This window comes from Streptomyces sp. NPDC002676 (assembly GCF_053592455.1).
Map to the genome: position 1 here is coordinate 83,134 of NZ_JBSFVT010000004.1, position 24,308 is coordinate 107,441.

The following is a 24,308-nucleotide window of genomic DNA, read 5'->3' on the forward strand; positions in this document are numbered from 1 at the left end:
CCCCCGCACCACGGATAGCGGGAGGTCCTTCGGGTGGATCAGTGACCGGAGGTCAGAAGTCCTGAGGTCAGAAGTCCTGAGGTCAGGAGGCCTTGGCCTTCTCCTCGGTCTTGGGCGCGGCGGCGACCGGCGCCGGCTTGGCGGCCTCGTAGAACTCGTCGCGCGGGTTCTCCATGGCGCCCAGCGACACGACCTCGCGCTTGAGGAACATGCCGAGCGTCCAGTCCGCGAAGATGCGGATCTTGCGGTTCCAGGTCGGCATCGCCATGCCGTGGTAGCCACGGTGCATGTACCAGGCGAGGCGGCCCTTGAGCTTGATCTTCATCTTGCCGAAGACGATCATCGCGACGCCCTTGTGCAGGCCGAGACCGGCCACCGCACCCTTGTTGGCGTGCTCGTACTCCTTCTGCGGGAAGCCCCGCATACCGGAGATCACGTTGTCGCCGAGGACCTTGGCCTGGCGCAGCGCGTGCTGGGCGTTCGGCGGGCACCAGGCGTTCTCGTTGCCCGCCTTGCGGCCGACGACGTCCGGGACCTGGGCGTTGTCGCCGGCGGCCCAGATGTAGTCCGTGCCCTGCACCTGGAGGGTGGCCGCGGTGTCCACGTGGCCTCGCGGGCCGAGCGGGAGACCGAAGCGGGCGAGCGCCGGGTTCGGCTTGACGCCGGCGGTCCACACGATCGTGTTGGAGTCGACCTCCAGGCCGTTCTTCAGCACGACGTGGCCGTCGACGCAGGAGTCCATGGAGGTGGAGAGGTAGATCTCCACGCCCCGGCTCTCCAGGTGCTCCTTGCCGTACTGGCCGAGCTTGGGGCCGACCTCGGGAAGGATCTTGTCCGCGGCGTCGACGAGGATGAAGCGCATGTCCTCACGGGACACGTTCTTGTAGTACTTGGCCGCGTCCCGGGCCATGTCCTCGACCTCACCGATGGTCTCCGCGCCCGCGAAGCCACCGCCGATGAACACAAAGGTCAGCGCCTTGCGGCGGAGCTCCTCGTCAGTCGTGGAGTCGGCCTTGTCCAGCTGCTCCAGGACGTGGTTGCGCAGGCCGATGGACTCCTCGATGCCCTTCATACCGATGCCCTGCTCGGCGAGGCCGGGGATCGGGAAGGTGCGGGAGACCGCGCCCAGCGCGATGACGAGGTAGTCGAAGGGCAGCTCGTACGCCTCGCCCACCAGGGGGGCGATCGTGGCGACCTTGCGGTCCTGGTCGATGGTCGTGACCCGGCCGGTGAGGACCTCCGCCTTCGGGAGCACGCGTCGCAGCGGGACGACGACGTGTCGAGGGGAGATGCTGCCGGCGGCGGCTTCGGGGAGGAAGGGCTGGTAGGTCATGTACGACCGGGGGTCGACGACCGTGACGGTCGCCTCTCCGTAGCGCATCTTCTTCAGGATGCGCCGAGCTGCGTACAGGCCTACGTACCCACCGCCTACTACGAGGATCCTGGGACGCTCCGTGGTGCTCATGCCATCGAGTATCCACCCGGTCAGGGAGGGGTGCTCGTGCGCCCCTTCACAAGGTCCGACAGGGCCTGTGTTAATATCCGCGACCCGCGTGACGCAGGTCATGCCGACGGGCCGGAACCCCTGGGCGGTCTGCCCCGTTGTCAAGGCCGCGTGAGCTGCCTCTCTGGGCTTTCGGGGTGGCTGTGAGCACCTCGCAACACCCCTGGATCAGGCCCGTTCGCGCCACTTTTCCGGCCATCGTCTGAACATGTTCAAACAGCTCCGGAGCCCCCGGAAGGGCCTACCGGCCCCTTTTCGTGGTGCCACTTGGCCGAAATCCTTGTGAAGAACTTCACGAAGTTTTCCGACCGGCCGTCACCGAGGGGCCCCTGAGGGCCCCTCAGCCCCGCTCAGACGTTATCCGACCTGCTCAGTCGACTACTACTGGTCAGTAACAAAAGAGAGCCACGCCACCGGGCGCATGCTGCCCGGGTCACCGACCGCGTGCGGGCTACGCCACCGACCACGCGATGCCGTCGAGGATGTCGTGCTCGCTCACGACGACCTCCTCGGCCCCGGTCCGCTCCATGATCGCGAGCAGCACGAGGGCGCCGGCGCCGATGACGTCGACGCGGCCCGGGTGCATGGACGGGACGGTCGCCCGCTCGGCGTGCGTGGAGCGCAGCAGCCACTCGGTGATCTCGCGGACGCGCTCGCGGGAGATCCGGGAGTGGTGGATGCGCGCGGAGTCGTACTCGGGCAGGTCCTGGGCGATCGCGGACACCGTGGTGACCGAGCCGGCCAGGCCCACCAGGGTGTGCGCCCGGCGCAGCGGGACCGACTCCTCGGCCAGGTCCAGGGCGGCCTCGATGTCGGCCCGCATGGCGGCGATCTCCTCCGCGGTGGGCGGGTCGCTCACCTCGCCGCCCTGCACCAGGTGCCGTTCGGTCATGCGCACGCAGCCGACGTCCACGGAGCGCGCGGCCCGCACGTGGTCGTCGCCGACGACGAACTCGGTGGAGCCGCCGCCGATGTCCACGACGAGGTAGGGCCGGGTCAGGTCCTCGCGGCCGGCGAGTTCCCTCGTCGCACCCGTGAAGGAGAACTCGGCCTCCTGGTCGCCGGAGATGACCTCGGGCTCGACGCCGAGGATGTCCACGACACCGCGCACGAAGTCGTCCTGGTTCTCCGCGTCCCGGGAGGCGGAGGTGGCCACGAAACGCACCTTGGGGGCGCCCAGTTCGCGGATGACGTCCGCGTACTCCCGGCACGCGGCGAAGGTCCGCTCCAGCGCCTCGGGCGCCAGCCGCCCGGTGCGGTCCACGTCCTGGCCGAGCCGCACGATCGTCATGCGCCGGTCCAGCTCCAGCAGTTCACCGGTGGCAGGGTTCACGTCCGCGACGAGCAACCGGATCGAGTTCGTGCCGCAGTCGACGGCCGCTACCCGGGAGAAGCCCTCGGGGACCAGCGGGCGCTCGGCGAAGAAAGCGCTGCGGACCTCGGTGGGGTCGAGGACCGCGCCCTCCTCGCCCGGGTGCTCGTCCGCCGGATCGGGCGCCACGAGCGGCTGCACGCACGGCCCCTTGGCCCACCACTCCGGCAGCATCGCGAGCGCCTCGTCGCCGAGCGGGTTGACGCCCGGCCCGGCGGCCAGCGAGTGGCCGACCAGCACGTGCAGGCACTTCACCCGGTCCGGCATGCCGCCCGCGCTCGGGAAGCCCTCCAGGACCTCGATCGCGTCGCGGCGCCGGATGTAGTCCTCGTGCGCCGCGCGGTAGGCCGCCGCCAGTTCGGGGTCGGTCTGCAGGCGTTCGGTCATCTCCTTCATGACGCCGTTCGCCTCCAGCGTGCCGATCGCGGAGGCGGCGCGCGGGCAGGTCAGGTAGTACGTCGTCGGGAAGGGCGTGCCGTCGGGCAGCCGGGGTGCCGTCTCCACGACGTCCGGCTGGCCGCAGGGGCACCGGTGCGCGATCGCCCTCAGCCCGCGCGGCGGTCGCCCGAGCTGCTGCTTGAAGGCCTCGACGTCCGCGTCGGTCGGCTCGGTACGCGGAGTGGGCGGCGGAGGCGTTTCCATGACTGTCTTCGGCTGTCTTTCTGTCGGTTCACTGGTCGGAGGCGTCGGACTTGTCGACGCCGTCCCAGACGTTCGCGTACCAGGGCCGGCGGGCGGTCCCGAGTTGGGCGCGGGACTGCTTGGCCGCGCCCGGCTCCACGACCACGTACCCGGTCTCGCCGGGCATCACATAGTGCAGCCGGCGCCGGATCTGCTGCTCGGCGTAGGAGTCGTCCTGCCAGCGCGCCTTGAGGTCGCGCAGCTGCTCGACGCGCCGGCGGGCCTGTTCCCGCTGCCGCTGGAGGTCGGAGATCTCGGCGCGCTGGGAGACGTACTGCCGCATCGGGTAGGCCAGGGCGACGATGAGCGAGCACAGCACCAGGGCGAGCAGGGCCGCGCGGCCGGTGAGCCGGGAGCGGCGGGCCTGCCGCTTGGTCTGGGAGCGGTAGACCCGGGCCGCCGTCTGCTCGCCGAGCAGGCGCAGCCTGGTCGCGGTGGAGAAACGGTCCCGGTCCTTCACTGCCATCTGGCTCTCCGCCTCCCCTTTCACACGCACGTACGTCCCCGGACACGGTACGGGACCGAGTGCGGGGACGTACGTACGACTGGCTAAGGCTTACCCCGGGTTGGGTCAGCCCTTGGAGATCTCCACGCTGCCCCTGAAGCGCGGGAAGGCGCTGCGGCCGGCGTACACCGCGGCGTCGTCGAGGATCTCCTCGATGCGCAGCAGCTGGTTGTACTTGGCGACGCGGTCGGAGCGGGCCGGGGCGCCGGTCTTGATCTGGCCGCAGTTGGTGGCGACGGCCAGGTCGGCGATGGTGACGTCCTCGGTCTCGCCGGAGCGGTGGGACATCATGCACTTGTAGCCGCTGCGCTGGGCCAGCTCGACGGCGTCAAGGGTCTCGGTCAGCGAACCGATCTGGTTCACCTTCACCAGCAGGGCGTTGGCGGTGCCCTCCTCGATACCGCGGGCGAGGCGCTCGGGGTTGGTGACGAACAGGTCGTCGCCGACCAGCTGGACCTTGTCACCGAGCTTGTCGGTGATGACCTTCCAGCCGGCCCAGTCGTCCTCGAACAGCGGGTCCTCGATGGAGACGAGCGGGTAGTCCGCGACGAGCTCCTCGTAGTACTCCGTCATCTCGGCGGCGGAGCGCTCCTTGCCCTCGAAGAGGTACTTGCCGTCCTTGTAGAACTCGGACGCGGCGACGTCGAGCGCGAGCGCGATCTGCTCGCCGGGGATGTAACCGGCCTGCTTGATGGCCTCGAGGATGAGGTCGAGGGCCTCACGGTTGGAGGGCAGGTTCGGGGCGAAGCCGCCCTCGTCGCCGAGGCCGGTGGACAGGCCCTTGCCCTTCAGGACCTTCTTCAGCGTGTGGTAGACCTCGGCACCCCAGCGCAGGGCCTCGGAGAAGGACTCCGCGCCGATCGGGGCGATCATGAACTCCTGGATGTCCACGTTGGAGTCGGCGTGCGAGCCGCCGTTCAGGATGTTCATCATCGGCACCGGCAGCAGGTGCGCGTTCGGGCCGCCCAGGTAGCGGAAGAGCGGGAGGTCGCTGGCCTCGGAGGCGGCGTGGGCCACGGCCAGGGAGACGCCGAGGATGGCGTTGGCGCCGAGGGAGCCCTTGTTGTCGGTGGCGTCCAGGTCGAACATGGCCTGGTCGATCAGGCGCTGCTCGGTGGCGTCGTAGCCGACCAGCTCCGGGCCGATCTGCTCGATGACGGCGAGGACGGCCTTCTCGACACCCTTGCCCAGGTAGCGGTTGGGGTCACCGTCGCGCAGCTCGATGGCCTCGAAGGCGCCGGTGGAGGCGCCGGACGGGACGGCGGCACGACCCGTGCTGCCGTCGTCGAGGCCGACCTCGACCTCGACCGTGGGGTTGCCTCGGGAGTCCAGGATTTCCCGGGCTACGACGACGTCGATGGACGGCACGAGCATCTCCTTCTTGGGATGTGACGCTGGAAGTGCGGGGCGTGTGCCTTTGCGGGCTGTGCCTTGCGCCTAGAGCCTAACCGTCCATGGGGCGTCGGCCATCGACCGACCGTCCCGTGGACAGGCAAACGGTACCCATTGTTCACGCCCGGAACAAAGGGGTTCCCGGGTAGCCCCCGGGTGAAGAGTGGGGAAAGTGCGGCGGAAAGCGGGGAGGGGAGCGGCGAACAGCGGGGACGGAAAAGCCCCGCCCCGGCGCGTACGGGGGAACACGCGCCGGGGCGGGGGGACTGGGGGCCGCGCCTTACTTCAGGTGCAGCTGCTGACCCGGGTAGATCAGGTCGGCGTCCTGGACGATGTCCTTGTTCAGGTCGAACAGCTTCTTCCAGCCGCCCTTGACGCCGTGCTTCTCGGCGATGGTGCTGAGGGTGTCGTCCTTGACGACCTTGTACTCGCCGTCGCCCTTCTTGACCTTCTTGCCGGTCGGGGTGGTGACGGTCGCGCTCTTGGCCGGGGCCGTACGCTCGGCGGAGCGGGAGGCGGCCTGGCCGGTGGAGCGGGTGGCGGTGGCCTTCGGGGCCGCCGCGGTGCCGTTGTACGGCGTGTTCGACAGGCCCGTGCCGCAGACCGGCCAGGCGCCCTTGCCCTGGGCGGCGAGGACCTTCTCGGCGACGGTGATCTGCTGCGCCTTGGTGGCCTGGTTGGCCTGCGGGGCGTAGGCGGTGCCGCCGTACGCGGCCCAGGTGGAGGCGGAGAACTGCAGGCCGCCGTAGAAGCCGTTACCGGTGTTGATGGACCAGTTGCCGCCGGACTCGCACTGGGCGACCTTGTCCCACTCGGCGGCGGTGGCGGCGGAGGCGTTGCCGGCCGCCATGAGCGGGGCGGCGACAGCGGCGCCGGCGACTCCGGCGAGTGCGATGGCGCGGGTGGCCTTGAACGGGCGGCGGTGCTTGCCCTTACCGGTGAACAGCATGGATCGATCCCCTCACCGACGCCTGCGAGGTGAGCTGTCGGGTTCGGGCCGGTTGAGTTGCCCGGCCGCGGCCCTTTCGGGACACGGCTTCACCCCAAGCCGCAACCGACGTCAACTGCCGGTTTTGGCACTTACCTTGGGTCCCCCGCTCCTGCCTACGGCGCATGATGCGACGACTGTTCCCGGGCAACCGCTGGCAGGATTCGGCGTTGCGACTGCCGGGGCTCGTGGTGACGAGCGGCCTTGACCGTAGCCACGCGATCCGCGGAATTTCAAAGACGATCAGGGCTTCTGAGACTCATCCCACACTTTCACCAAACCGGACATTCAGGCGCTTAGTGGGGCGTCAACTCCCGCTACTTCTGGCCCGTTTCCGCACCGATTTCCAGGGTCTGACCGGCGGCGATGTGGTTCGGGTCGGCGCCGATGACCTTCTTGTTGTGGCCGTAGAGCGCGCGCCATCCGCCGTCGACGTCAAGGGAGTCGGCGATGGCGCAGAGAGTGTCGCCCTCACGGACCTCGTAGGTGCTCGCATCGCGGGACGCATGACGACCGGACCGGGTGGCGTTCTGACCGTTTGTCACGCTTTCGTCCGCACTGACGCCACGGTGACGTCCACCACTACTGAGCGAGCCGGTGTCGACGAGGCTCCAAGAGCCGCCGTTCTGCCAGGAATTGTCCGAGTCGTCCGTTGCGGGGTCCGTGGTGGCGCCACCGTCCCCCTGCCCGTTTTGAGTGTCGGATGATGTGGATTTGTCGGACTTGGGGGTTTCGCCGCCCTTGCCGGAGCCCTCGGAGTCGCCGCCCTCGCCCGCGCCACGGCTCGCACTCGGGGACGGCTTGGCGGTGGCGTCCGAGGAGTCGGACGACCGCGACGGGGATGACGACGGCGAAGAGGGTGACGAAGGCGACGAATCCGACAGACCGGATGAGTCCGAAGTGTCGGCGGAGTCGGACGAATCCTGACCCTGCTGGTCCTGCTGGTCCTGCTGGTCCTGCTGGTCCTGCTGGTCCTCCGGCGAATGCCCGGACTCGGAGGAGCCACCGGAGCCGTGCGAGCCGGAGGCCGAGTCCGAACCCGGGTTTCCGACGCCCGTGTCGACGTCCACGGAGCCGGAGTGCGCGGTCAGGCCGTTGAGCAGGGCGCAGGTGGCCCAGGGAGTGGTGCCCCGGTCGGCGAGGATCCGCTCGGCCACGGCGATCTGCTGCGAACGGCTGGCCTGGTCGGCGCTGGAGGCGTACTTCGTGCCGCCGTACTTGTCCCAGTCGTCCTGGGAAATCTGCAGGCCACCGTAGTAACCATTGCCGGTGTCGGCGCTCCAGGAGCCGCCGCTCTCACACTCGGCCACCTTGTCCCACGTGGTGCCGTCGGCCGCGCTGGCGCTTGCTGCGCCGAGGAGCGGGATGGCGATCGCGGAGCCGGTCACTCCGGCCGCGACGAGGAGGGCCGGAGCCTGACGGGGGCGACGGTGACGACCGTTCCCGGTGAGCATACGGAAGCCTTTCGTGCGACAGCAGGACCGGCGCGGCGGGTGATGCTGGGCGCCACGCTGACGAGTGAACGTATCGGCATACGATCACTTGTCACAAGTTAATGCCGCGCAGATCACGTGAAGATCACGGAGTTGTACGTCTTTCATCTTCGCCTGGCCGGGCCGCGCTTGTGGGAGGGGTGAGCGGCTCCTACTGGACGGGCGTGAACTCCACCGGCAGGGTGCGCAGGCCGCGCATGATGAGTCCGCCGCGCCAGCGCAGCTCGGCCGGATCCGCCGCGAGCCGCAGATCGGGGAGGCGGGTGAGGAGGGTGGCGAGTGCGAACTGGCCCTCCAGGCGGGCGAGCGGCGCGCCGAGACAGTAGTGGATGCCGTGGCCGTAGCCGAGGTGCTGGTTGTCCCGGCGGGACAGGTCCAGCCGGTCCGGGTCGGTGAACCGCTCCGGATCCCGGTCGGCCGCGGCGAGCACGACGAGCACCGGGTCGCCGGCGGCGATGTCCTGCCCGCCGATGGTGAGCGGCCGGGTGGCGAACCGCCAGGTGGCCAGCTCCACCGGGCCGTCGTAGCGGAGCAGTTCCTCCACGCCGGTCTCCAGCAGCTCCCGTTCCCCGGCGGCGAGGGACCGCTGGAGCCGCTGCCGCTGTTCGGGGTGGGTGAGCAGGGCGTAGGTGCCGTTCCCGATGAGGTTGACCGTCGTCTCGAAACCGGCGAAGAGCAGGATGAAGGCCATGGCGGCGGCCTCGTTCTCGGTGAGGTGCTCTCCGTGGTCGGAGGCGCGGATCAGACCCGAGATCAGGTCCTCGCCGGGCGCGGGCTCGGCGGGCAGCGCCGCCCGCTTGCGGTGGATCAGCTCGGCGAGATAGCCCCGCATCTTCTTCACCGAACGGGCCACACCGCCCCGGGGCCCTCCGCCGTGCCGGATCATCATGCCCGCCCAGTCCCGGAAGTCGTCCTGGTCCTCGCGCGGGACGCCGAGCAGGTCGCAGATGGCGTAGATGGGGAGCGGGAAGGCGAACTCGTGGATGAGGTCGGCGGAACCCTTCGCCGCGAACCCGTCGATGAGCTGGTCGGTCAGCTCCTGCACACGAGGCGCGAACTCGGCGACCCGGCGGGGCGTGAACGCCTTGCTGACCAGCCGGCGCAGCCGGGTGTGGTCCGGCGGGTCGATGTTCAGCAGGTGCGTCATCAGCTCGGCCTTGCGCTCACCGGGGATGCCGGTCTTGCCCTTGGCGTGCGCGGGCTCGTCATGATGCGCCGGGTTCTTGCTCAGCCGCTGGTCGGCGAGCGCCTGCTTGGCATCGGCGTACCGGGTGACCAGCCAGGCCTCCACCCCACTGGGCAACCGCGTCCGGTGCACGGGGGCGTGCTCCCGCAGCCAGGCGTAGGCCGGGTACGGGTCGGCGGCGAACTCCCAGGTGAAGAGGTCGGGGGCGGGGGCGCCGGGGGCGGGCTGGGGGTTGAACTGGTTGGTCACCCCTTGACGGTATCCGGCTTGTCCGACGTCTCGCCGAGGGCCTTCAGGGCAGCGGGGTGACCCATGTCGGCGGCTTTGCGGTACCACTGCCTGGCCTCGTCCGGTTTGCCTTCCCTGTCGAGGAGGGCGGCGAGACGGTAGGCGCCGTAGGAGTCGCCCACCGTGTAGCCCTTCTCGTATTTCTCGCGGGCCTCGTCGAGATATCCCCGCATCTCCAGAAGGGCGCCCTGATGAGTGGGGTCCAGCGGGTAGTAGAGGGGGTCCGCGTCCCCGTCGAAGTAGTCGTCGTCCAAGGGCCTCGGCTCGCGGCCGGCCTCCTCAAGCAACTCGGCAAGCAACTCGGCCGCCTGCTCGTCACCCGCGTCCGCAGCGCGTGTCAGCCAAATCTCCGCGGCCTCGCGCTGGCCCTCGATCAGCTGGAACATGCCCTGGCTCCTGGCCCCTTCGGCGTAGCCAAGGTGATCCGCCTCCAGATACCAGTCTCTCGCCGCCTTGACATCGCTCGTGAGCAACAGATCCGCCAGCTCGTGCGCCGCCGCCCCGTCCCCTGCCTTCGCGGCCGTACGCAGCCAGCGCTTGGCGCGTTCGCGGTGGATCCGGCCGAGGCGCAGCGCGGCCCAACGGTCTCCGGTCACGGCGGCGACCTCCAGATAGGGGAGCGCGTCCTGCTCATTCCCTTCGCGCAGCAGGATCTCCGCCACGTCCGCCGCCGCCGGGCCATGTCCCGCGTCGGCCGCACGGCGCAGCAAGGACACGCCTTCGTCGCCTTCGGTGTAGACGGCGAGGCGGAACGTCACCTCCACGTCCCCGGCCTCGATACGCGAACGCAGCGCCGCGTGGGCCGCGCCGAGAACCGCCCCGCGGTCCAGCGGCTCCCCCAGGTCCGCCGCGCCCAGCAGCGTCCACCACACCTCGTCCGGTACCGGTTCCAGGTCGCCCGAGCCCAGCGCCTCCGCGACCAGCGCCCCGTACGCCCGCCAGGTGCCGTCCTCCTCGCCCGCCACGAGCAGTCCCGACACGCCGAACATCCGGGCCGTCGCCCAGGCGAGCGCGTCCTCGAAGGACTCCTCCGGCTCCGCTTCCTCCGCCGCGTACTTCTCCTGGACCTTCTTGAGCAGCCCGGCCGGTACCGCCCCCGTGACCCCGCACCGGGCGAGGTCGACCGCCGCCCGGACCAGCAACTGCCCACGGGGGTGCGCCTGTCGCGTGCCCTCCCGCAGCCACTCGTCGAACAGCAGGTGCCCGACGGCGAAGTACGAGGCCGCTCCTTCCTTACCGCTCCACATGTACGCCGGGTACGCGCGCGGGTCGTCGTCCGCCGCCAGCCGTTGCAGCTCGGGCTCGCTCCACTCACGCTCCAGGAGCACCGTGCGGGCCGCGGCGACGACGCGGTCGCCGGGGGCCGTCCGGGCGCGGCGCCGGTAGTACTCGGCGGGGTTCATGGTGCCGAGCACGACCGCGCCGAGTTCGTTGAGCCGCCCCAGCAGCCGCAGGTCCAGCCCGCCCATGCCGAGGTGGTCGGTCAGCTCGTCCAGCCAGACGACGTACCTGCCGGGGTTGTCCCGCAGCGCGGCGACCAGCGGGCGCAGGTCCTCGCCCTGGTCCGGCATGTACAGCCGGTGGCCCTCCAGTAAGCGCACGCCGTGCCACGCGGTGTACGACTTGCCCGCGTAGCGCTCACCCAGGATCAGTACGAGGCCGGGACGGGCGAGCTGGGCGCTCAGGTCTTCGTCGCGGTCACGCGCCACGTACGGCGGTACGTCCGACAGCCCCGGCACGGGCCGGGTCGGATGCACACCGAACGCGAACGGCCCCACCTGGTCGGCCGGCCGCCACTCCGCGGGCGCGGGACCGCCGTAGAGGTTGTACTGCAGTCCCACGACCTTGTCGTTGAAGGTGGCCTGACGCATGTCGACGTGGTCACCCGCGACTTGGGTTCCGACGTCTCCCCTGGGCGTGGGGGCCGAGGCGGTGCGAGCCGGCTGGGGTACCGCGGCAGGGTAACCGGCCGCGATGGCCACGAGTTCGGAGAACTTCTCGGGATGGTTGTCGCGCACCGTCGACAGGGAGCCGAGCTGCCGCTCGGTCCGCGTCTCCCGTGATCCCGTACGCCGTATCCAGATGTCCATGACGTCGCGGACACCTGCCCGCTTCATCACCTGAGCGACCCTCTGTGCCGTGGTCGGCGAGCTGTCGATCGCGCGCAGAAGCGCTTTCCTCAGCTGCACCAACTCCGCTGTCACAACCGCCCCCACGCATCGCGCCCGCCCGTCAGAGCAACGGTATCAAGCGGACAGCCCCTCAGCAGCCCGTATGGCGTCCCGGTATGCGCGGGCCGCCGCCCGCAGCGCGGCCTCCGGGTCGATGCCGTCCGCCTCGGCGCGGGCCGCCAGCTCCAGCAGTTCGTAGCCGATGCCCGCGCCGCTCGGCAGGGGCACGTCCAGGCCCGCCGTGCGGGCGCGGGAGACGAGCTTGGCGGCGAGGGCGAGGCCGGGCTGGCCGAGGGGGACGCCCTCCGTCACCGAGGAGCGGCGCTTCTCCTCGGCCTTGGTGCGCAGCCAGTGCTCCTTGACGTCCTCCGGCGTCTCCGCCTTCTCGTCGCCGAAGACGTGCGGGTGGCGGTGGATCAGCTTGGCGACGATGCCGCCGGCCACGTCGTCGACTGAGAACGGCGCGTCCGGGTCCTCCTCGGCGATGCGGGAGTGGAAGACGACCTGGAGCAGGACGTCGCCCAGTTCCTCCCGCAGTTCGTCCCGGTCGCCGGCCTCGATGGCCTCGACCAGTTCGTACGCCTCCTCGATGCCGTACTTCGCCAGGCCCTGGTGGGTCTGCCGGGACGACCAGGGGCATTCGGCGCGGATGCGGTCCATGACCTGGACGAGGTCGAGGAGGCGGGCGCCTGGCAGGTCGTAGGAAGCGGGCAGCAGCTCCAGCTCCGGCATCCGGACGCGGCCGGAGCCGGCGAGGCGGGCCAGGCCGTCGGTGAGGACCGGTTCGCCCTCACCCGTGGCCACGACCACCGCGGTCCGCCCGCCGGCGCAGGCGTCGATCAGCTCCTGCGCGGTGGGGGACGCCTCCGCCACCGCTATCCCGGCCTCGCGCAGATACGGCAGCTGCGGATGGGCGCCGTCCGCGCACAGCACGGCGTCCGCGGCGCGCAGCGCCTGCCAGGCGGGCCAGGACAGCAGGCCGGGCGCGACTCGGTGGCTCGTGGTGAGCAGGACGATACGGCCAGGGGCTTCGGGGCTGATTGCGTTCACGATCCGAACGTAACGCACGGTGCGGAGGGAGCGGCCCGGTTGTCCACAGGGCCCCTGGATTCCCGTGATCGTATGACCGACGGCCCCGGCTCTACGCCGACAGCGGCTGCCCGCCGTCCGCCGTGACCTCCCGCACCCAAGGCGTCTTCGCGTCCACCCGGCTGCTCCGCTGCACGTCCCACGCGCCGTAGCGCGGATTGAGGTCGACGTGGAGTTCCTGGGACGCCTTGGACAGGGCCTTCCAGAAGGCGGGCTGGCTGGTGTCGGTGCCGAGGCCGGCAGCGAGCTTCTGCGCCTCCAGCTGGAGGCGCAGGTTGTCGTCGAGGCGCCTGGGCGCGATGCCGTACTTCTGCAGCCAGGCCGTCTCCAGCCCCTTGGCGCCGCCCGTCTGGAGCTCCAGGCCGGCGCGCATCTGCTGGACCTCCTTGCGGGTGACCGTGACACCCGCGTCCTGCGCGGCCCGGTGCAGCACCCGGTCCAGGACCATGTTGTGCAGGGTGTCGCGGGTGAGGCTGCTGGTGGAGGCGAGGACCTGCTGGTACTGGGCCTCGTCCGAGACCGCGGCCCGCTGTGCCTTGCGGACCTCGTCGACCCGGCTCTGCAGCTGGGCGACGGTGATCCGCTGTCCGCCGACGACGGCCGCCGCACCCGGGTGCGCATCGTTTCCGCAGGCGGTGAGGAGGGGTGCCGCGGCGGCGATCGCGGCGGAAAGGACGAACGCGGTGCGACGGCGGCGGTGCAAGTTAACCTCCCGAGGAGTTTGTGCGACGGTGCACAAAGTCTTGCGGTGATCGATGGTAGGCAGTGGGCAGGCTGCGGCCAACCCATTCGACCAACGATTCACAGCCGCTTCGGGCACCGTCGCGCCCCTCGCGACGGCAGGAGCCAGGTGTACTCCTAGCCGTGCATCTGCCCCAGCCACTGAAGTGTGCGGTGTATGTCCGCCGCCAGGGGGTGCCCCGGGCCGTGCACGCGCTCCACGTCCATCAGCAGCCGCGCGAGCGTGTCGTGGGCGGCCGGGCGGTCGCCGAGGGCGAGCAGCAGGTGGCCGATACGGCGGCGCACGTCGTGCGCGAGCTGCGGGTCGCCGGAGACGTACTGGTTCTCGTAGTACGGCAGCAGCGCGCGGTACTCGGCGAGCGCCGCGGCCGGCTGGCCGAGCTGCTCCAGGCACTGGGCGGCCTCGTAGCGGTAGCGCAGGGACTGCGGGTCGGCCTGGCCGGCCTCGGCGGCGCGTTCGTCGGCCAGGCGGCGCAGTTCGGGCAGGGCGCGCCGGTACTGGCCGTCGTCCAGGAGCGTGGCCGCGTACTGCTTGCGCAGGGTACGGACGACCGGGGAGTGCTCGCCGTGCTGTTCGGCCGCGGCGGGCAGGATCGCGCCGAGGATGTCCACGGCCTGGGTGATCCGGCCCTCCCCCAGGAGGCGCTTGACCTCGTCCACGGCGGCGGCCACATCGGGCTTCTCGGCCACCGGCGGCGCGGGCGCGACGGGGGCGGGCTGGGGCGCGGGCGTCCGCGCGCGGTCCGGCCAGGGGGCGTGCGGGCGCAGGAAGGGGCGCGTGGGGTCCAAAGGCTCTCCCGTCGGCATCCCGCGCGCGGGCAGCAGCAGGGCCAGGTGCTCGTACACCTCCTGCGCGGAGGCCGGGCGGTGCTGCGGGTCCTTGGCGAGCAGCCTGAGGACGAGGGCTTCGAGCGCCTCGGGGACCTCGGGCCGGATCCGGCGCACCGGAAGCGGGGGCTCGTACAGGTGCCGGTGCAGCACGCCGAGCGCCGTGGAACCGGTGAACGGCACGTCACCGCTGAGCAGTTCGTGTATCAGCACACCGAGCGCGTACAGGTCGGTGTACGGGCCGACCGCACCGCCCATCGCCTGCTCGGGCGCCATGTAGGCGGGCGAGCCGATGGGTGAGCCGGTGTGCGTGAGGCGCGTGGTGTCGGTGTCCATGACCGACGCCACGCCCAGGTCGAGAACGGTGACCGTGCCGTCCTGCTTCACCATCACGTTGCGCGGCTTCAGGTCGCGGTGGACGATCGGCACGGCGTGCACGGCGCTCAGCACGGCGCACAGTTGCGCGGCGACCGAGACCGCCCACTGCCAGGGGTACGGGTCGTGCTCGGCGAGGTGGTCGGAGAGGTCGGCGCCGTCGACGTACTGCATGACGAGGAACAGTTCCTCGCCCTCGCTGCCCGCGTCGTGCACGGTGACGAGCCCGGGGTGGTCGACCTGCGCGGTCACCCGGCACTCGCGCACGAACCGGCGGCGCAGCTCGTCCGCCTCCTGCCCGGCCACCTTGTCGGGGCGCAGCAGCTTCACCGCCACGCGCCGGTCGAGCCGCTGGTCGTACGCCGTCCACACCTGGCCCATGCCGCCCTGGCCGATGAGCGTGGACAGTTCGTAACGGCCGGCGACGACACGTCCCGCCGCCACGCTCACCTTCCGCCCTCGTGGTTGCGCAGGTAGTCGCTCAGCTCGTCCAGTTCGGCGCGCACCTGGTCGATCCGCGCGGGCGCCGGGCGCTGGGGCTGCGGGTGGGCCTGGGGCGGGGGCGGGGGCGGAGCGAGCGGGGTGGACTGCGGGGGGCCGGGTATCGGGGTGTGCGTCATGGGCGGCGGGGTGTGCGGGGTGACCGGCGCGCTCGCGTACGGCGACCCGGGCTGCGGGTAGCCGTACGACGTCGGGAGGGTCTGGGCGTGCGGCGGCGCGTAACCGGACTGCGCGCGCTGTGCGTTGGAGTGGTGCCGGATGTCCGCGACCAGAAAGTGGACGGTTGCGGCGACACCGAGGAGCAGGACCGTGGCCAGCGCGAAGTCGCCCCTCCTGTCGTTCTCCGGCACCGAGCCGACCACCGCGAAGCACGCCATGCCCAGCACCAGGCTCGCCCAGGCCACCAGCCAGTCGAACCACCGCGCGCGCAGGAACGCGACCCGGAACAGCGGCACGCACGCGAGGATGCCGCACGAGAACATGCCGCAGGCGGCCATCAGCACGCGCAGGGTGATGACGTTTCCCGCGCCGCGGGTGGGCGGCGCCGCGCCGTGGCCGTACATGACTGCTCCTGGGCCGGGGGTTGGTCCACTTCGGAGTTCGAGCCTATAGGCCGACACCGACAAGGGGTTACGGGTCTACCGAACCGTTGTCGCACTGATCGCTTCGGTCATTCCGGCGCCACCGTCCCGTCCGTCAGCCCGTCGTACATCCCGCGCACCAACTGCTCCCCGAGGCGGCTCGCGTGGCGCAGTGCCCGCTCGAACTCGTCGAGGGCGCGGAAGCGCGCGCCGTAGCGCCGCTGTTCGTCCAGCGGTAGCCGGGGCAGCTGGAGGCGGCGCACGTCGAGGCGGGTGGCGGTGGAGGCGTAGCTGCTGGCCTGGCGGTTGTTGGCGGTGCCGCGCAGGAAGCCGGCGAGGAACCAGGGGTCGAGCGCCGTGCGATCGGGGCGCAGGAGCACGAGGTTGCGCCCCAGGGCGGCGCCTCCGGTCGCGTCGTCGATGACGCGCGCGACCGAGCCGCCGCCGAGCACCGGTACGACGACGTCGCCCGGCTCGGTCAGCACCGCCTCCTCGTCGCTCTCGGGGAGCGTCCCGGAGGGGGCCGTTCCGGCGAGGACGTCGTGGTCGGTGAGCACGGGCACGCGCGCGTGGCCGCCGTTTCCGCCGGTGCGCATCACCAGGGCGCCCCCGCGCGCGAGTTCGCCGATGGTGGTGAGCGGCCGGCGCGCGGCCGGCGCGGGCGTGGCGGGGGGCGGCGTGAGCTCCGTGGTCAGGCGCAGGGTGACGCCGAGGCGTTCGCGCACCGCGGTGAGCTGCTCCGCGCCGTCGGCCACGGCGGCGGGCGGCAGATGCCGGGCGGGGGCGAGGTCCACGTCGTCGTCGAGGAGTTCGATGACGGGCAGGGAGCGGGCCAGTCCCGGGCGCTCCTCCAGCCGCCCGGCCCGCTCGAAGGCGCGCCAGGCGTCCAGGACGGCGTCCCGCACCGCCGCCCAGTCGGGTCCGCCGCGCCCCTCGCCGGCGAACCGCCCGGTGTCCACGAGCAGCACCTCGGGCGCGGCCGGTGTCCGGTCGGGGCGGCGCAGCACCCACACGTGGAGCGGGATGTTGTACGGCGGCGCCGCCCCGACCGGCAGCGCGACCACGGCCCGCAGCGCGCCCCGGCGCAGCAGGTCGGCCCGGATCCGGCGCCCGGAACGGCGGGAGGCGGCGGCCGGGGGCATGAGCAGGACGGCGGTTCCGCCGTCGGCGAGCCGGGCCAGCGCGTGCTGCACCCAGGCCAGCTCGGACTCGGTGCGCGCGGGGAAGCCGTACTCCCAGCGGGGGTCGTAGGCGAGTTCGTCGTGCCCCCAGTTGCGCTCGTTGAACGGCGGGTGGCACAGGACGGCGTCGGCGCGCAGCTCCGGGTAGGCGTCGGCGCGCAGGGTGTCGCCGGCTGCGCCGCGCACGCCCGCGCGAGCGTGCAGGGCGAGCCGCAGCGTGGTGAGCGCGGCGAGGTCGTGGGCGCTGTCCTGGGCGTACAGCTCCTGGTCGGGCCGGGTCTCGACGGCGCGCAGCAGGGCGCCGGTGCCGCAGGCAGGGTCCAGGACGGTACGGGCGGGGCCGGCCAGGTCGGCCATGAGGCCGGCGAGTTCGGCCGGGGTGAGCGTGTACTGGCGGGGGTTGGCGTCCAGATGCCGGCCCAGCAGGAACTCGAAGGCCTGCCGCGCCCCCGTCTCGGCGGCCAGCTCGGCCACGCCGCGCAGGAGCGGGACGGAGGGGAGGAGTTCGGGGCCGGTGGGGATGTGCAGCGCGGGGGCGCTGTCCACGGCCGGCGCGGTGTTCACGGGCGACGGGGGTGTCCCCGTGTTCACGGCGGGCGGGGTGTTCACAGCGGCGGGGACCGGGGCGGGCGCCCCGGTGTGAGCGGGCGTCCCGGTGTTCACAGGGCCCATGGCGTTCACAGCCGCCGCCTCGCCCCGGGAGCCTCCGCTGTGAACACGGCGGCTGCGCGTCGCACCGAAGCGCGGGGTCAGCACCTGTTCCAGCGCGCCCGGCAGGATCGCGGCCAGGCGTTCGTCGGAGCCGGTGGCGGCGTCCAGCCAGACGGTGGGGCGCTCATGGATCAGCAGCAGCACGCAGCCCGCGTGCACCAGGGCGGTGACCGGGCCCCCGGGGTGGCCGACGAGCTGCTGCCAGACGCGTTCGCGCAGCGGGACCTCGGCGAGCTTGCCCAGCCTGCGCAGCCAGGCCTCGACCTCGCCGAGGGCGAAGGACGGGCTGGTCTCGGTGCCGCCGACCGGTTTGGGGAAGTCGGCGTGGCGGCGACGCCAGTTGCTGACGGCGGCGCGGCCCACCCCGGCGAGCCGGGCGATACCTGCCGCGGTCACCTCTGTCGCGTTGTCCTGCACCAGCCCCGCTCCCCTCATCCCACGTGTGCACCGAGCATACCGGCGTACACAAGAGCCATGCATTCACGATCGTGTACACACCTCATCTTGTGAATCGTGTTGACTCGGTTCACAGGCTCTGCTCTTATTGACCCAGCGAACGAGCGGCCCACCAGAGGGGGAGGCCGCCGCACACGGGAGGGGACCCGTCATGGGGATGAAGGGCAAGGTCGCGCTGGGCGCCGTCGTGGGGGTCGTCGTCATCGGTGTCGTGTCCGCGAACGCGGGCGGCGGCGGTGACAAGGACAGCGGTTCCAACAGCAGCGGCAAGGGCTCTTCGGCCTCCGCCGAGCACAAGCCCGGCGGGAAGAAGGACTCCGGCGGCGCAAAGGCGGCCGAGAAGAAGAAGGCCGCCTTCGACGGGGACGGCGAGTACCAGGTCGGCTCCGACGTGAAGCCGGGCACCTACCGCTCCACCGGCAACACCGACGACATGTGCTACTGGGAGCGCGCCAAGGACGCCTCGGGCGACACCGACTCGCTGCTGGCCAACGACAATGTCACCGGCACGAGTTACGTCACCATCAAGGCCACCGACAAGCTGTTCAAGTCCAGCGGCTGCAAGGACTGGGAGGCCGTAGACCCGAAGGCAAAGGGGACGCCCGCCTCCGCCATGAGCGGCAAGGGGGGCATGTTCAAGGTCGGCACGGACATCGCGCCGGGCACCTACAAGTCGACCGGAAACAAGGACGACTCCTGCTACTGGGAGCGCACCAAGGACGCCGAGCACGGCCTGGACTCGATCATCGCCAACAACAACGTGACCGGCACGGCCGTCGTCACCATCCGCCCGACGGACGCCTACTTCAAGACGACCGACTGCGGCGACTGGAAGAAGGCCTGACCGGCACGGTCACCACACTGGGGCGGCACGCGCCCGGCCCCGATCCGGGCGCGCGCCCCCGCCCAGCCGCCCGCCGAGGGGGCTGGGCCCTGCGCAGGGTCAGAGCGGGTGCCGCATCCAGACGTTGGGCTCGACGTAAACGGCGTATCCGCGCTCCGGTTCGCAGCGGACCGGGACCAGCGCGCCGGGCACCTCGACGTCGCCCGCGGTGTCGAAGGGCAGTCCGGTCCAGCGGCGCCACTCCTCCAGCGAAGCGCCCACGGTCATGGAGGCCGGGGCGACGGAGTCGATGGTGGCGCCGGCGCGGGCATGGACCCGCAGCCACGGGTCCTCCGGCAGCCCGTCGGGGCGCACCCGGTGCGCGTACTCGGCGATCGGGGTGTGCGGCTCGCGGTGCTTGGCGTTCGGGCGTACGGGGGCCACGACCTCGCGGAAGCCGCGGGCGCGGGCGTTGTCCCGCATCGCCGAGAGCATGACCGCGGACAGGCCGTGGCCCTGGGCATGCGGGGCGATGACGACCGAGACCGCGCTGACGGTGTCGGGGCGGGTGCCGCGGCGCAGGTCGGCGAAGGCCCACAGCAGGATCTGGTCCCAGCCCCGCGCGGGCAGGCTGCCCCGGCCCTCGGCCGCGAGAGCGAACGGCACGCTGAAGGCGTGCGCCACGATCTCGCCCCGCTCGTCCTCGGCGAACAGCGCGTACTCCGGCAGTTCGGTGGGGATGCGGCCGTAGTGGGCGTAGCCCACCGGGTCGTTGGTCACGAACTCCGGCCATGTGTCGGCCATGCCGAACACCGCCGGCAGCCGGTCGGGCCGCTCGGCGAGGCTGCTTACCTTGACGTCCATGCCGGTCACGGTAGTTAACCGGGGCACATCGAGGAAGCGAATTAGCTGGTCACCGGGCCCGGAACCGCTCCGGGGCCTTCGTCGGATTGCCGCCCGTGGGCAGGGCCTGGCGCGGGCAGCCGGCGAGCACCTTCTTCATCGCGGCCTTCTCGGCGGCGGTGACCCACAGGCCGTACTTCTTCTTGACCGCGACCTGAGCGGCGACGTAGGTGCAGCGGAAGGCCGTGTTGGGCGGGACCCAGGTGGCTGTGTCACCGTCGCCCTTGCCACGGTTGGTGCTCGCGTCGACCGCCAACAGGTTGAGCGGGTCGTTGGCCAGCGCTATGCGCTTGCTGGGGTCCCAGTACTTGGCGCCCTTCTGCCAGGCGTCCGAGAGGGCGACGACGTGGTCGATGTCGACCAGGCTCCGGCCGCGCCGGTAGGTGACGTGCTTCCCGGAGTACGGGTCGGGTTCCAGCAGGCCGTACGTCACCTTGCAGGTGCCGCCGGTGAACTTCACGTCCTTCAGGTCGCGTTTGAGTATGTCGTCGCGGGTGTCGCAGGAGTTGGAGTCGGTGTCGGCCCAGGCGCTGCCGAAGCGGGCCCGGGAGTAACCGGTCTTCGGCGCGCGCCCCTTGACGGGCAGTGCGTCGGCGGCGGCCAGGGCGGCGCCCCCGCTTCCCGGCTCGGGCCCGGAGGGCCCCTTGGTGTGATCCGCCGTGCAGCCGGCCATCCCGGCCACACCGACCAGCATGACGACAGCGGTGACCGCCCCGCCCCTCAGACGCGCCACGGTAGGCCCCCCATTCGCCCTCGCCCGGGACCTCATGTCGCCCAGGCGGAATCGTTCCTTCCCCTACGGTAGCGGGGGCGCGAGGCGCGCACCCCCGTACCGCCGGCTCAGGAACCCAGGATCGACGCCAAAAACTCGCCGACCCAGCCCAGCAGTTCGCGGCCGACGAGCGGCTTGCCGCCCACCTTCGCGGTCTTCGGGCGCGGGACCAGCACCTGGTGCACGGCGGGCTTGATGACCGTGCCCGGGTAGAGCCGCTTGACCCGCAGTTCCTGCGACTCGCGCAACTCCACCGGCGCGAAGCGGATGTTGGTGCCCTGCAGGACGATCTCGCCGACGCCGCACGCGCGCGCGAGCATCCGCAGCCCGGCCACCAGCAGCAGGTTCTCCACCGGTTCGGGCAGCTTGCCGTAGCGGTCGGTGAGTTCCTCGCGGACGGCCTTGATGTCCTCCTCCGAGTTGGCGGAGGCGATGGCGCGGTAGGCCTGGAGGCGCAGACGCTCGCCGGGCGCGTAGTCGTGCGGGACGTGCGCGTCGACCGGAAGCTCGATCTTGACCTCCAGCGGCGGCTCCTCCTCGACCCCGCCGGTCTCCAGCTGGCGCCGGTAGTCGGCGACGGCCTCGCCGACCATGCGGACGTACAGGTCGAAGCCGACGCCCGCGATGTGCCCGGACTGCTCGCCGCCCAGCAGATTGCCCGCGCCGCGGATCTCCAGGTCCTTCATCGCCACGTACATGCCCGCGCCCATCTCCGTGTGCTGGGCGATCGTCGCGAGGCGCTCGTGGGCGGTCTCCGTCAGCGGCTTCTCCGGCGGGTAGAGGAAGTACGCGTAGCCGCGCTCCCTCCCTCGTCCGACCCGGCCGCGCAGCTGGTGCAGCTGGGACAGGCCGAAGGTGTCGCCGCGTTCCACGATGAGCGTGTTGGCGTTGGAGATGTCGATGCCGGACTCGACGATCGTGGTCGAGACGAGCACGTCGAACTTCTTCTCCCAGAAGTCGACCACGACCTGCTCCAGGGCCGACTCCGACATCTGGCCGTGCGCGGTGGCGATGCGCGCCTCGGGGACGATCTCGCGCAGCCGCGCGGCGGCCCGGTCGATGGACTCGACCCGGTTGTGGATGTAGAAGACCTGGCCCTCGCGCAGCAGTTCGCGGCGGATGGCGGCGCCGATCTGCTTCTCCTCGTACGGCCCGACGAAGGTGAGCACCGGGTGCCGCTCCTCCGGCGGCGTGGTGATCGTGGACATCTCGCGGATGCCGGTGACCGCCATCTCCAGGGTGCGCGGGATCGGGGTGGCGGACATGGTCAGGACGTCGACGTTGGCGCGGAGCTTCTTCAGCTGCTCCTTGTGCTCGACGCCGAAGCGCTGCTCCTCGTCGACGATGACCAGGCCCAGATCCTTGAACTTGGTCTCGGAGGAGAAGAGGCGGTGGGTGCCGATGACGACGTCCACCGCGCCTTCCTTCAGGCCCTCCAGAGTGGCCTTCGCCTCGGTGTCGGTCTGGAAGCGGGACAGGGCCTTCACGCTCACCGGGAACTGCGCGTACCGGTCGGAGAACGTGCCGAAGTGCTGCTGCACCAGCAGGGTCGTCGGGACGAGGACGGCGACCTGCTTGCCGTCCTGTACGGCCTTGAAGGCGGCCCGTACGGCGATCTCGGTCTTGCCGTAGCCGACGTCGCCGCAGATCAGCCGGTCCATCGGGACCGACTTCTCCATGTCCTCCTTGACCTCGGAGATCGTGGTCAGCTGGTCCGGGGTCTCCGCGTAGGGGAAGGCGTCCTCCAGCTCCCGCTGCCACGGGGTGTCGCCGCCGAAGGCGTGCCCGGGGGCGGCCATGCGCGCGCTGTACAGCTTGATCAGGTCGGCGGCGATCTCCTTGACGGCCTTCTTCGCGCGGGCCTTGGTCTTCGTCCAGTCGGCGCCGCCCAGGCGGTGCAGGGTGGGGGCCTCGCCGCCGACGTACTTGGTGATCTGCTCCAGCTGGTCGGTTGGGATGTACAGGCGGTCGCCGGGCTGGCCGCGCTTGGCGGGGGCGTATTCGACAACCAGGTACTCGCGCGTGGCGCCCTGCACCGTGCGCTGCACCATCTCGATGTAGCGGCCGACGCCGTGCTGCTCGTGGACGATGTAGTCGCCCGGCTCCAGGGTGAGCGGGTCGATGGTCTTGCGGCGGCGGGCCGGCATCCGGGCGCCGTCCTTGCCGGCGGCCTTCTGGCCGGACAGGTCGGTCTCGGTGAGGACGGCCAGCTTCAGCGCCGGGTCCACGAAGCCGTAGTCGATGGAACCGCAGGAGACGTGCACGACGGACGGGCTCAGCTCGCCGAGGTCGGCATCGAGGCGGGCGGCGATGCCCTCGCCGCCGAGCACCTCGACGGTGCGGGCGGCCGGGCCGTGGCCCTCGGTGACGAAGACCGTGCGCCAGCCGTCGGCGAGCCAGCCCTTGGTGTCGGCGAGGGCCTTGGCGGTGTCGCCGCGGTAGGTCTCGGGGGCGTGCATGCCGAGCTTGAGGGTGTCCGCCTCCAGCTCCAGGTCCGCGGCGAACGGGGACACCGACCACCACATCATGTCCAGCTCGCGCGCGCGGTCGCGGACGTCGGCGATGGACCACAGGGAGGCCGCGCCGACGTCGATGGGTGCCTCGCCGCCGCCCGCGGTGGCCGCCCAGGAGGCCTGGAGGAACTCCTGCGAGGTCGCGACGAGGTCGGCGGCGCGCGTGCGGACCCGCTCCGGGTCGCAGACGACGGCCATGGCGCCCTTGGGCAGCACGTCGAGCAGCAGTTCCATGTCGTCCACCAGGACCGGGGCGAGGGACTCCATGCCCTCGACCGCGATGCCCTCGGCGATCCTGCCGAGCAGTTCACCCAGCTCCGGGTGCTCTTCGGCGAGGGCACGCGCGCGTGCGCGGACGTCGTCGGTGAGCAGCAGCTCGCGGCAGGGCGGCGCCCACAGGCCGTGCTCGGCGACTTCGAGGGAGCGCTGGTCGGCGACCTTGAAGTAGCGGATCTCCTCGACGTCGTCGCCCCAGAACTCGATGCGCAGGGGGTGTTCCTCGGTGGGCGGGAACACGTCCAGGATGCCGCCGCGTACGGCGAACTCGCCGCGCTTCTCGACCAGCTCCACGCGCGCGTACGCGGCGGCGGCGAGGGCTTCGACGATGGTGTTCAGGTCGGCGCTCTGGCCCGTCTTCAGGGACACGGGCTCCAGGTCGCCGAGGCCCTTGACCTGCGGCTGGAGCACGGATCGTACGGGCGCGACGACCACGGAGACCGGGCCCGTCTCGGGGTCGTCGGCGCTGGGGTGGGCCAGGCGGCGCAGGACAGCGAGCCGCCGTCCGACGGTGTCGCTGCGCGGGCTGAGCCGCTCGTGCGGGAGGGTCTCCCAGGAGGGGTACTCCACGACGCCCTCGGCCGGCAGCAGCGAGCGCAGGGCCGCGGCCAGGTCCTCCGCCTCCCGGCCGGTCGCCGTGACCGCGAGCACGGGGCGGCCGGTCTCGCGGGCCAGGGCGGCGACCGCGAAGGGGCGGGCCGCCGCGGGGCCGACGAGGTCGACGTGCATGCGGTTGCCGTCCGCCGCGGCCTTGATGGCTTCCGTGAGGGCGGCGTCCTTGACGACGGCGTCGAGCAGACCGTGCAGGCTCATGGGGCTTGTTCCGTCCAGGGGGGTGGGCAACGCAAAGAGCCCGACGCGTGGAGTGGCCGGGGGTGTCCAGCGTACGACGCCTGACTCGTGGGCGTCGGAGGCTGTGGACAACTGCGCCGACAACGCCGCCGCGACGGCAAGAAGCCCGGTACCGGGAAGTCCTCC

Annotated in this window: 17 protein-coding genes, 1 pseudogene and 1 riboswitch; of the genes and pseudogenes, 1 reads left to right on the forward strand and 17 read right to left on the reverse strand. The window is 71.5% G+C overall.

Features of this window, described 5'->3' with window-relative positions; translation table 11 throughout:
* Nucleotides 1-82 precede the first annotated feature (82 nt).
* From ACWD3E_RS13680 to ACWD3E_RS13745, 14 genes and pseudogenes are all read right to left on the reverse strand, one after another.
* Nucleotides 83-1,465 (reverse strand): NAD(P)/FAD-dependent oxidoreductase, encoded by a 1,383-nt coding sequence (locus ACWD3E_RS13680; RefSeq protein ID WP_451387735.1) that lies wholly within the window; start codon nt 1,463-1,465, stop codon nt 83-85.
* Between the two features lie 490 nt (nt 1,466-1,955).
* Nucleotides 1,956-2,912, reverse strand: a complete 957-nt coding sequence (locus tag ACWD3E_RS13685) for a Ppx/GppA phosphatase family protein (protein ID WP_451388138.1) — start codon at nt 2,910-2,912, stop codon at nt 1,956-1,958.
* Nucleotides 2,913-3,113: 201 nt separating this feature from the next.
* A pseudogene (locus ACWD3E_RS13690) lies at nt 3,114-3,518 on the reverse strand (DUF501 domain-containing protein); the annotation flags it as partial.
* Between the two features lie 28 nt (nt 3,519-3,546).
* Nucleotides 3,547-4,023, reverse strand: a complete 477-nt coding sequence (locus ACWD3E_RS13695) for an FtsB family cell division protein (protein WP_451387736.1) — start codon at nt 4,021-4,023, stop codon at nt 3,547-3,549.
* A gap of 105 nt (nt 4,024-4,128) precedes the next feature.
* Entirely contained in the window at nt 4,129-5,436 is a 1,308-nt protein-coding gene (gene eno, locus ACWD3E_RS13700; RefSeq protein WP_451355215.1) for a phosphopyruvate hydratase, read from the reverse strand.
* 298 nt (nt 5,437-5,734) lie between these two features.
* The gene (locus ACWD3E_RS13705) at nt 5,735-6,403 is read right to left on the reverse strand and encodes a transglycosylase family protein (protein WP_451387737.1); all 669 of its coding nucleotides are present in this window, start codon (nt 6,401-6,403) and stop codon (nt 5,735-5,737) included.
* Between the two features lie 4 nt (nt 6,404-6,407).
* Nucleotides 6,408-6,576, reverse strand: a riboswitch (cyclic di-AMP (ydaO/yuaA leader).
* 183 nt (nt 6,577-6,759) lie between these two features.
* Nucleotides 6,760-7,896, reverse strand: a complete 1,137-nt coding sequence (locus ACWD3E_RS13710; protein ID WP_451387738.1) for a transglycosylase family protein — start codon at nt 7,894-7,896, stop codon at nt 6,760-6,762.
* A gap of 190 nt (nt 7,897-8,086) precedes the next feature.
* Nucleotides 8,087-9,370, reverse strand: coding sequence for a cytochrome P450 family protein (locus ACWD3E_RS13715; protein WP_451387739.1), 1,284 nt, complete (start codon nt 9,368-9,370; stop codon nt 8,087-8,089).
* Nucleotides 9,367-11,499, reverse strand: a complete 2,133-nt coding sequence (locus ACWD3E_RS13720; protein WP_451387740.1) for a hypothetical protein — start codon at nt 11,497-11,499, stop codon at nt 9,367-9,369. Before ACWD3E_RS13720 ends, ACWD3E_RS13715 begins: the two co-directional genes overlap by 4 nt.
* A 156-nt stretch (nt 11,500-11,655) precedes the next feature.
* Nucleotides 11,656-12,630 carry a nucleoside triphosphate pyrophosphohydrolase gene (locus ACWD3E_RS13725; protein WP_451387741.1) on the reverse strand — a complete coding sequence of 325 codons (975 nt, stop codon included), beginning with the start codon at nt 12,628-12,630 and terminating at the stop codon, nt 11,656-11,658.
* A gap of 91 nt (nt 12,631-12,721) precedes the next feature.
* Complete coding sequence (locus tag ACWD3E_RS13730; RefSeq protein WP_451387742.1) at nt 12,722-13,372, reverse strand: SurA N-terminal domain-containing protein; 651 nt, start codon at nt 13,370-13,372, stop codon at nt 12,722-12,724.
* Nucleotides 13,373-13,527: 155 nt separating this feature from the next.
* Nucleotides 13,528-15,021, reverse strand: a complete 1,494-nt coding sequence (locus ACWD3E_RS13735) for a protein kinase domain-containing protein (protein WP_451388139.1) — start codon at nt 15,019-15,021, stop codon at nt 13,528-13,530.
* A gap of 38 nt (nt 15,022-15,059) precedes the next feature.
* Nucleotides 15,060-15,677: a hypothetical protein gene (locus tag ACWD3E_RS13740; RefSeq protein WP_451387743.1), complete on the reverse strand. Its 618-nt coding sequence runs from the start codon at nt 15,675-15,677 to the stop codon at nt 15,060-15,062.
* Between the two features lie 107 nt (nt 15,678-15,784).
* A complete protein-coding gene (locus tag ACWD3E_RS13745) occupies nt 15,785-18,004 on the reverse strand; it encodes an N-6 DNA methylase (protein ID WP_451387744.1) in 2,220 nt (739 codons plus the stop codon).
* Between the two features lie 190 nt (nt 18,005-18,194).
* Between ACWD3E_RS13745 and ACWD3E_RS13750 the strand changes: the two genes are divergently transcribed.
* Complete coding sequence (locus tag ACWD3E_RS13750; protein WP_451387745.1) at nt 18,195-18,887, forward strand: hypothetical protein; 693 nt, start codon at nt 18,195-18,197, stop codon at nt 18,885-18,887.
* 99 nt (nt 18,888-18,986) lie between these two features.
* Here ACWD3E_RS13750 and ACWD3E_RS13755 read toward each other — a convergent pair whose 3' ends face one another.
* The 3 genes from ACWD3E_RS13755 to mfd form a co-directional block, all read right to left on the reverse strand.
* A complete protein-coding gene (locus ACWD3E_RS13755) occupies nt 18,987-19,730 on the reverse strand; it encodes an N-acetyltransferase (protein WP_451387746.1) in 744 nt (247 codons plus the stop codon).
* Nucleotides 19,731-19,779: 49 nt separating this feature from the next.
* Nucleotides 19,780-20,502 carry an HNH endonuclease family protein gene (locus ACWD3E_RS13760; protein WP_451387747.1) on the reverse strand — a complete coding sequence of 241 codons (723 nt, stop codon included), beginning with the start codon at nt 20,500-20,502 and terminating at the stop codon, nt 19,780-19,782.
* Nucleotides 20,503-20,609: 107 nt separating this feature from the next.
* Nucleotides 20,610-24,143, reverse strand: coding sequence for a transcription-repair coupling factor (gene mfd, locus ACWD3E_RS13765; protein ID WP_451387748.1), 3,534 nt, complete (start codon nt 24,141-24,143; stop codon nt 20,610-20,612).
* Nucleotides 24,144-24,308: the final 165 nt, after the last annotated feature.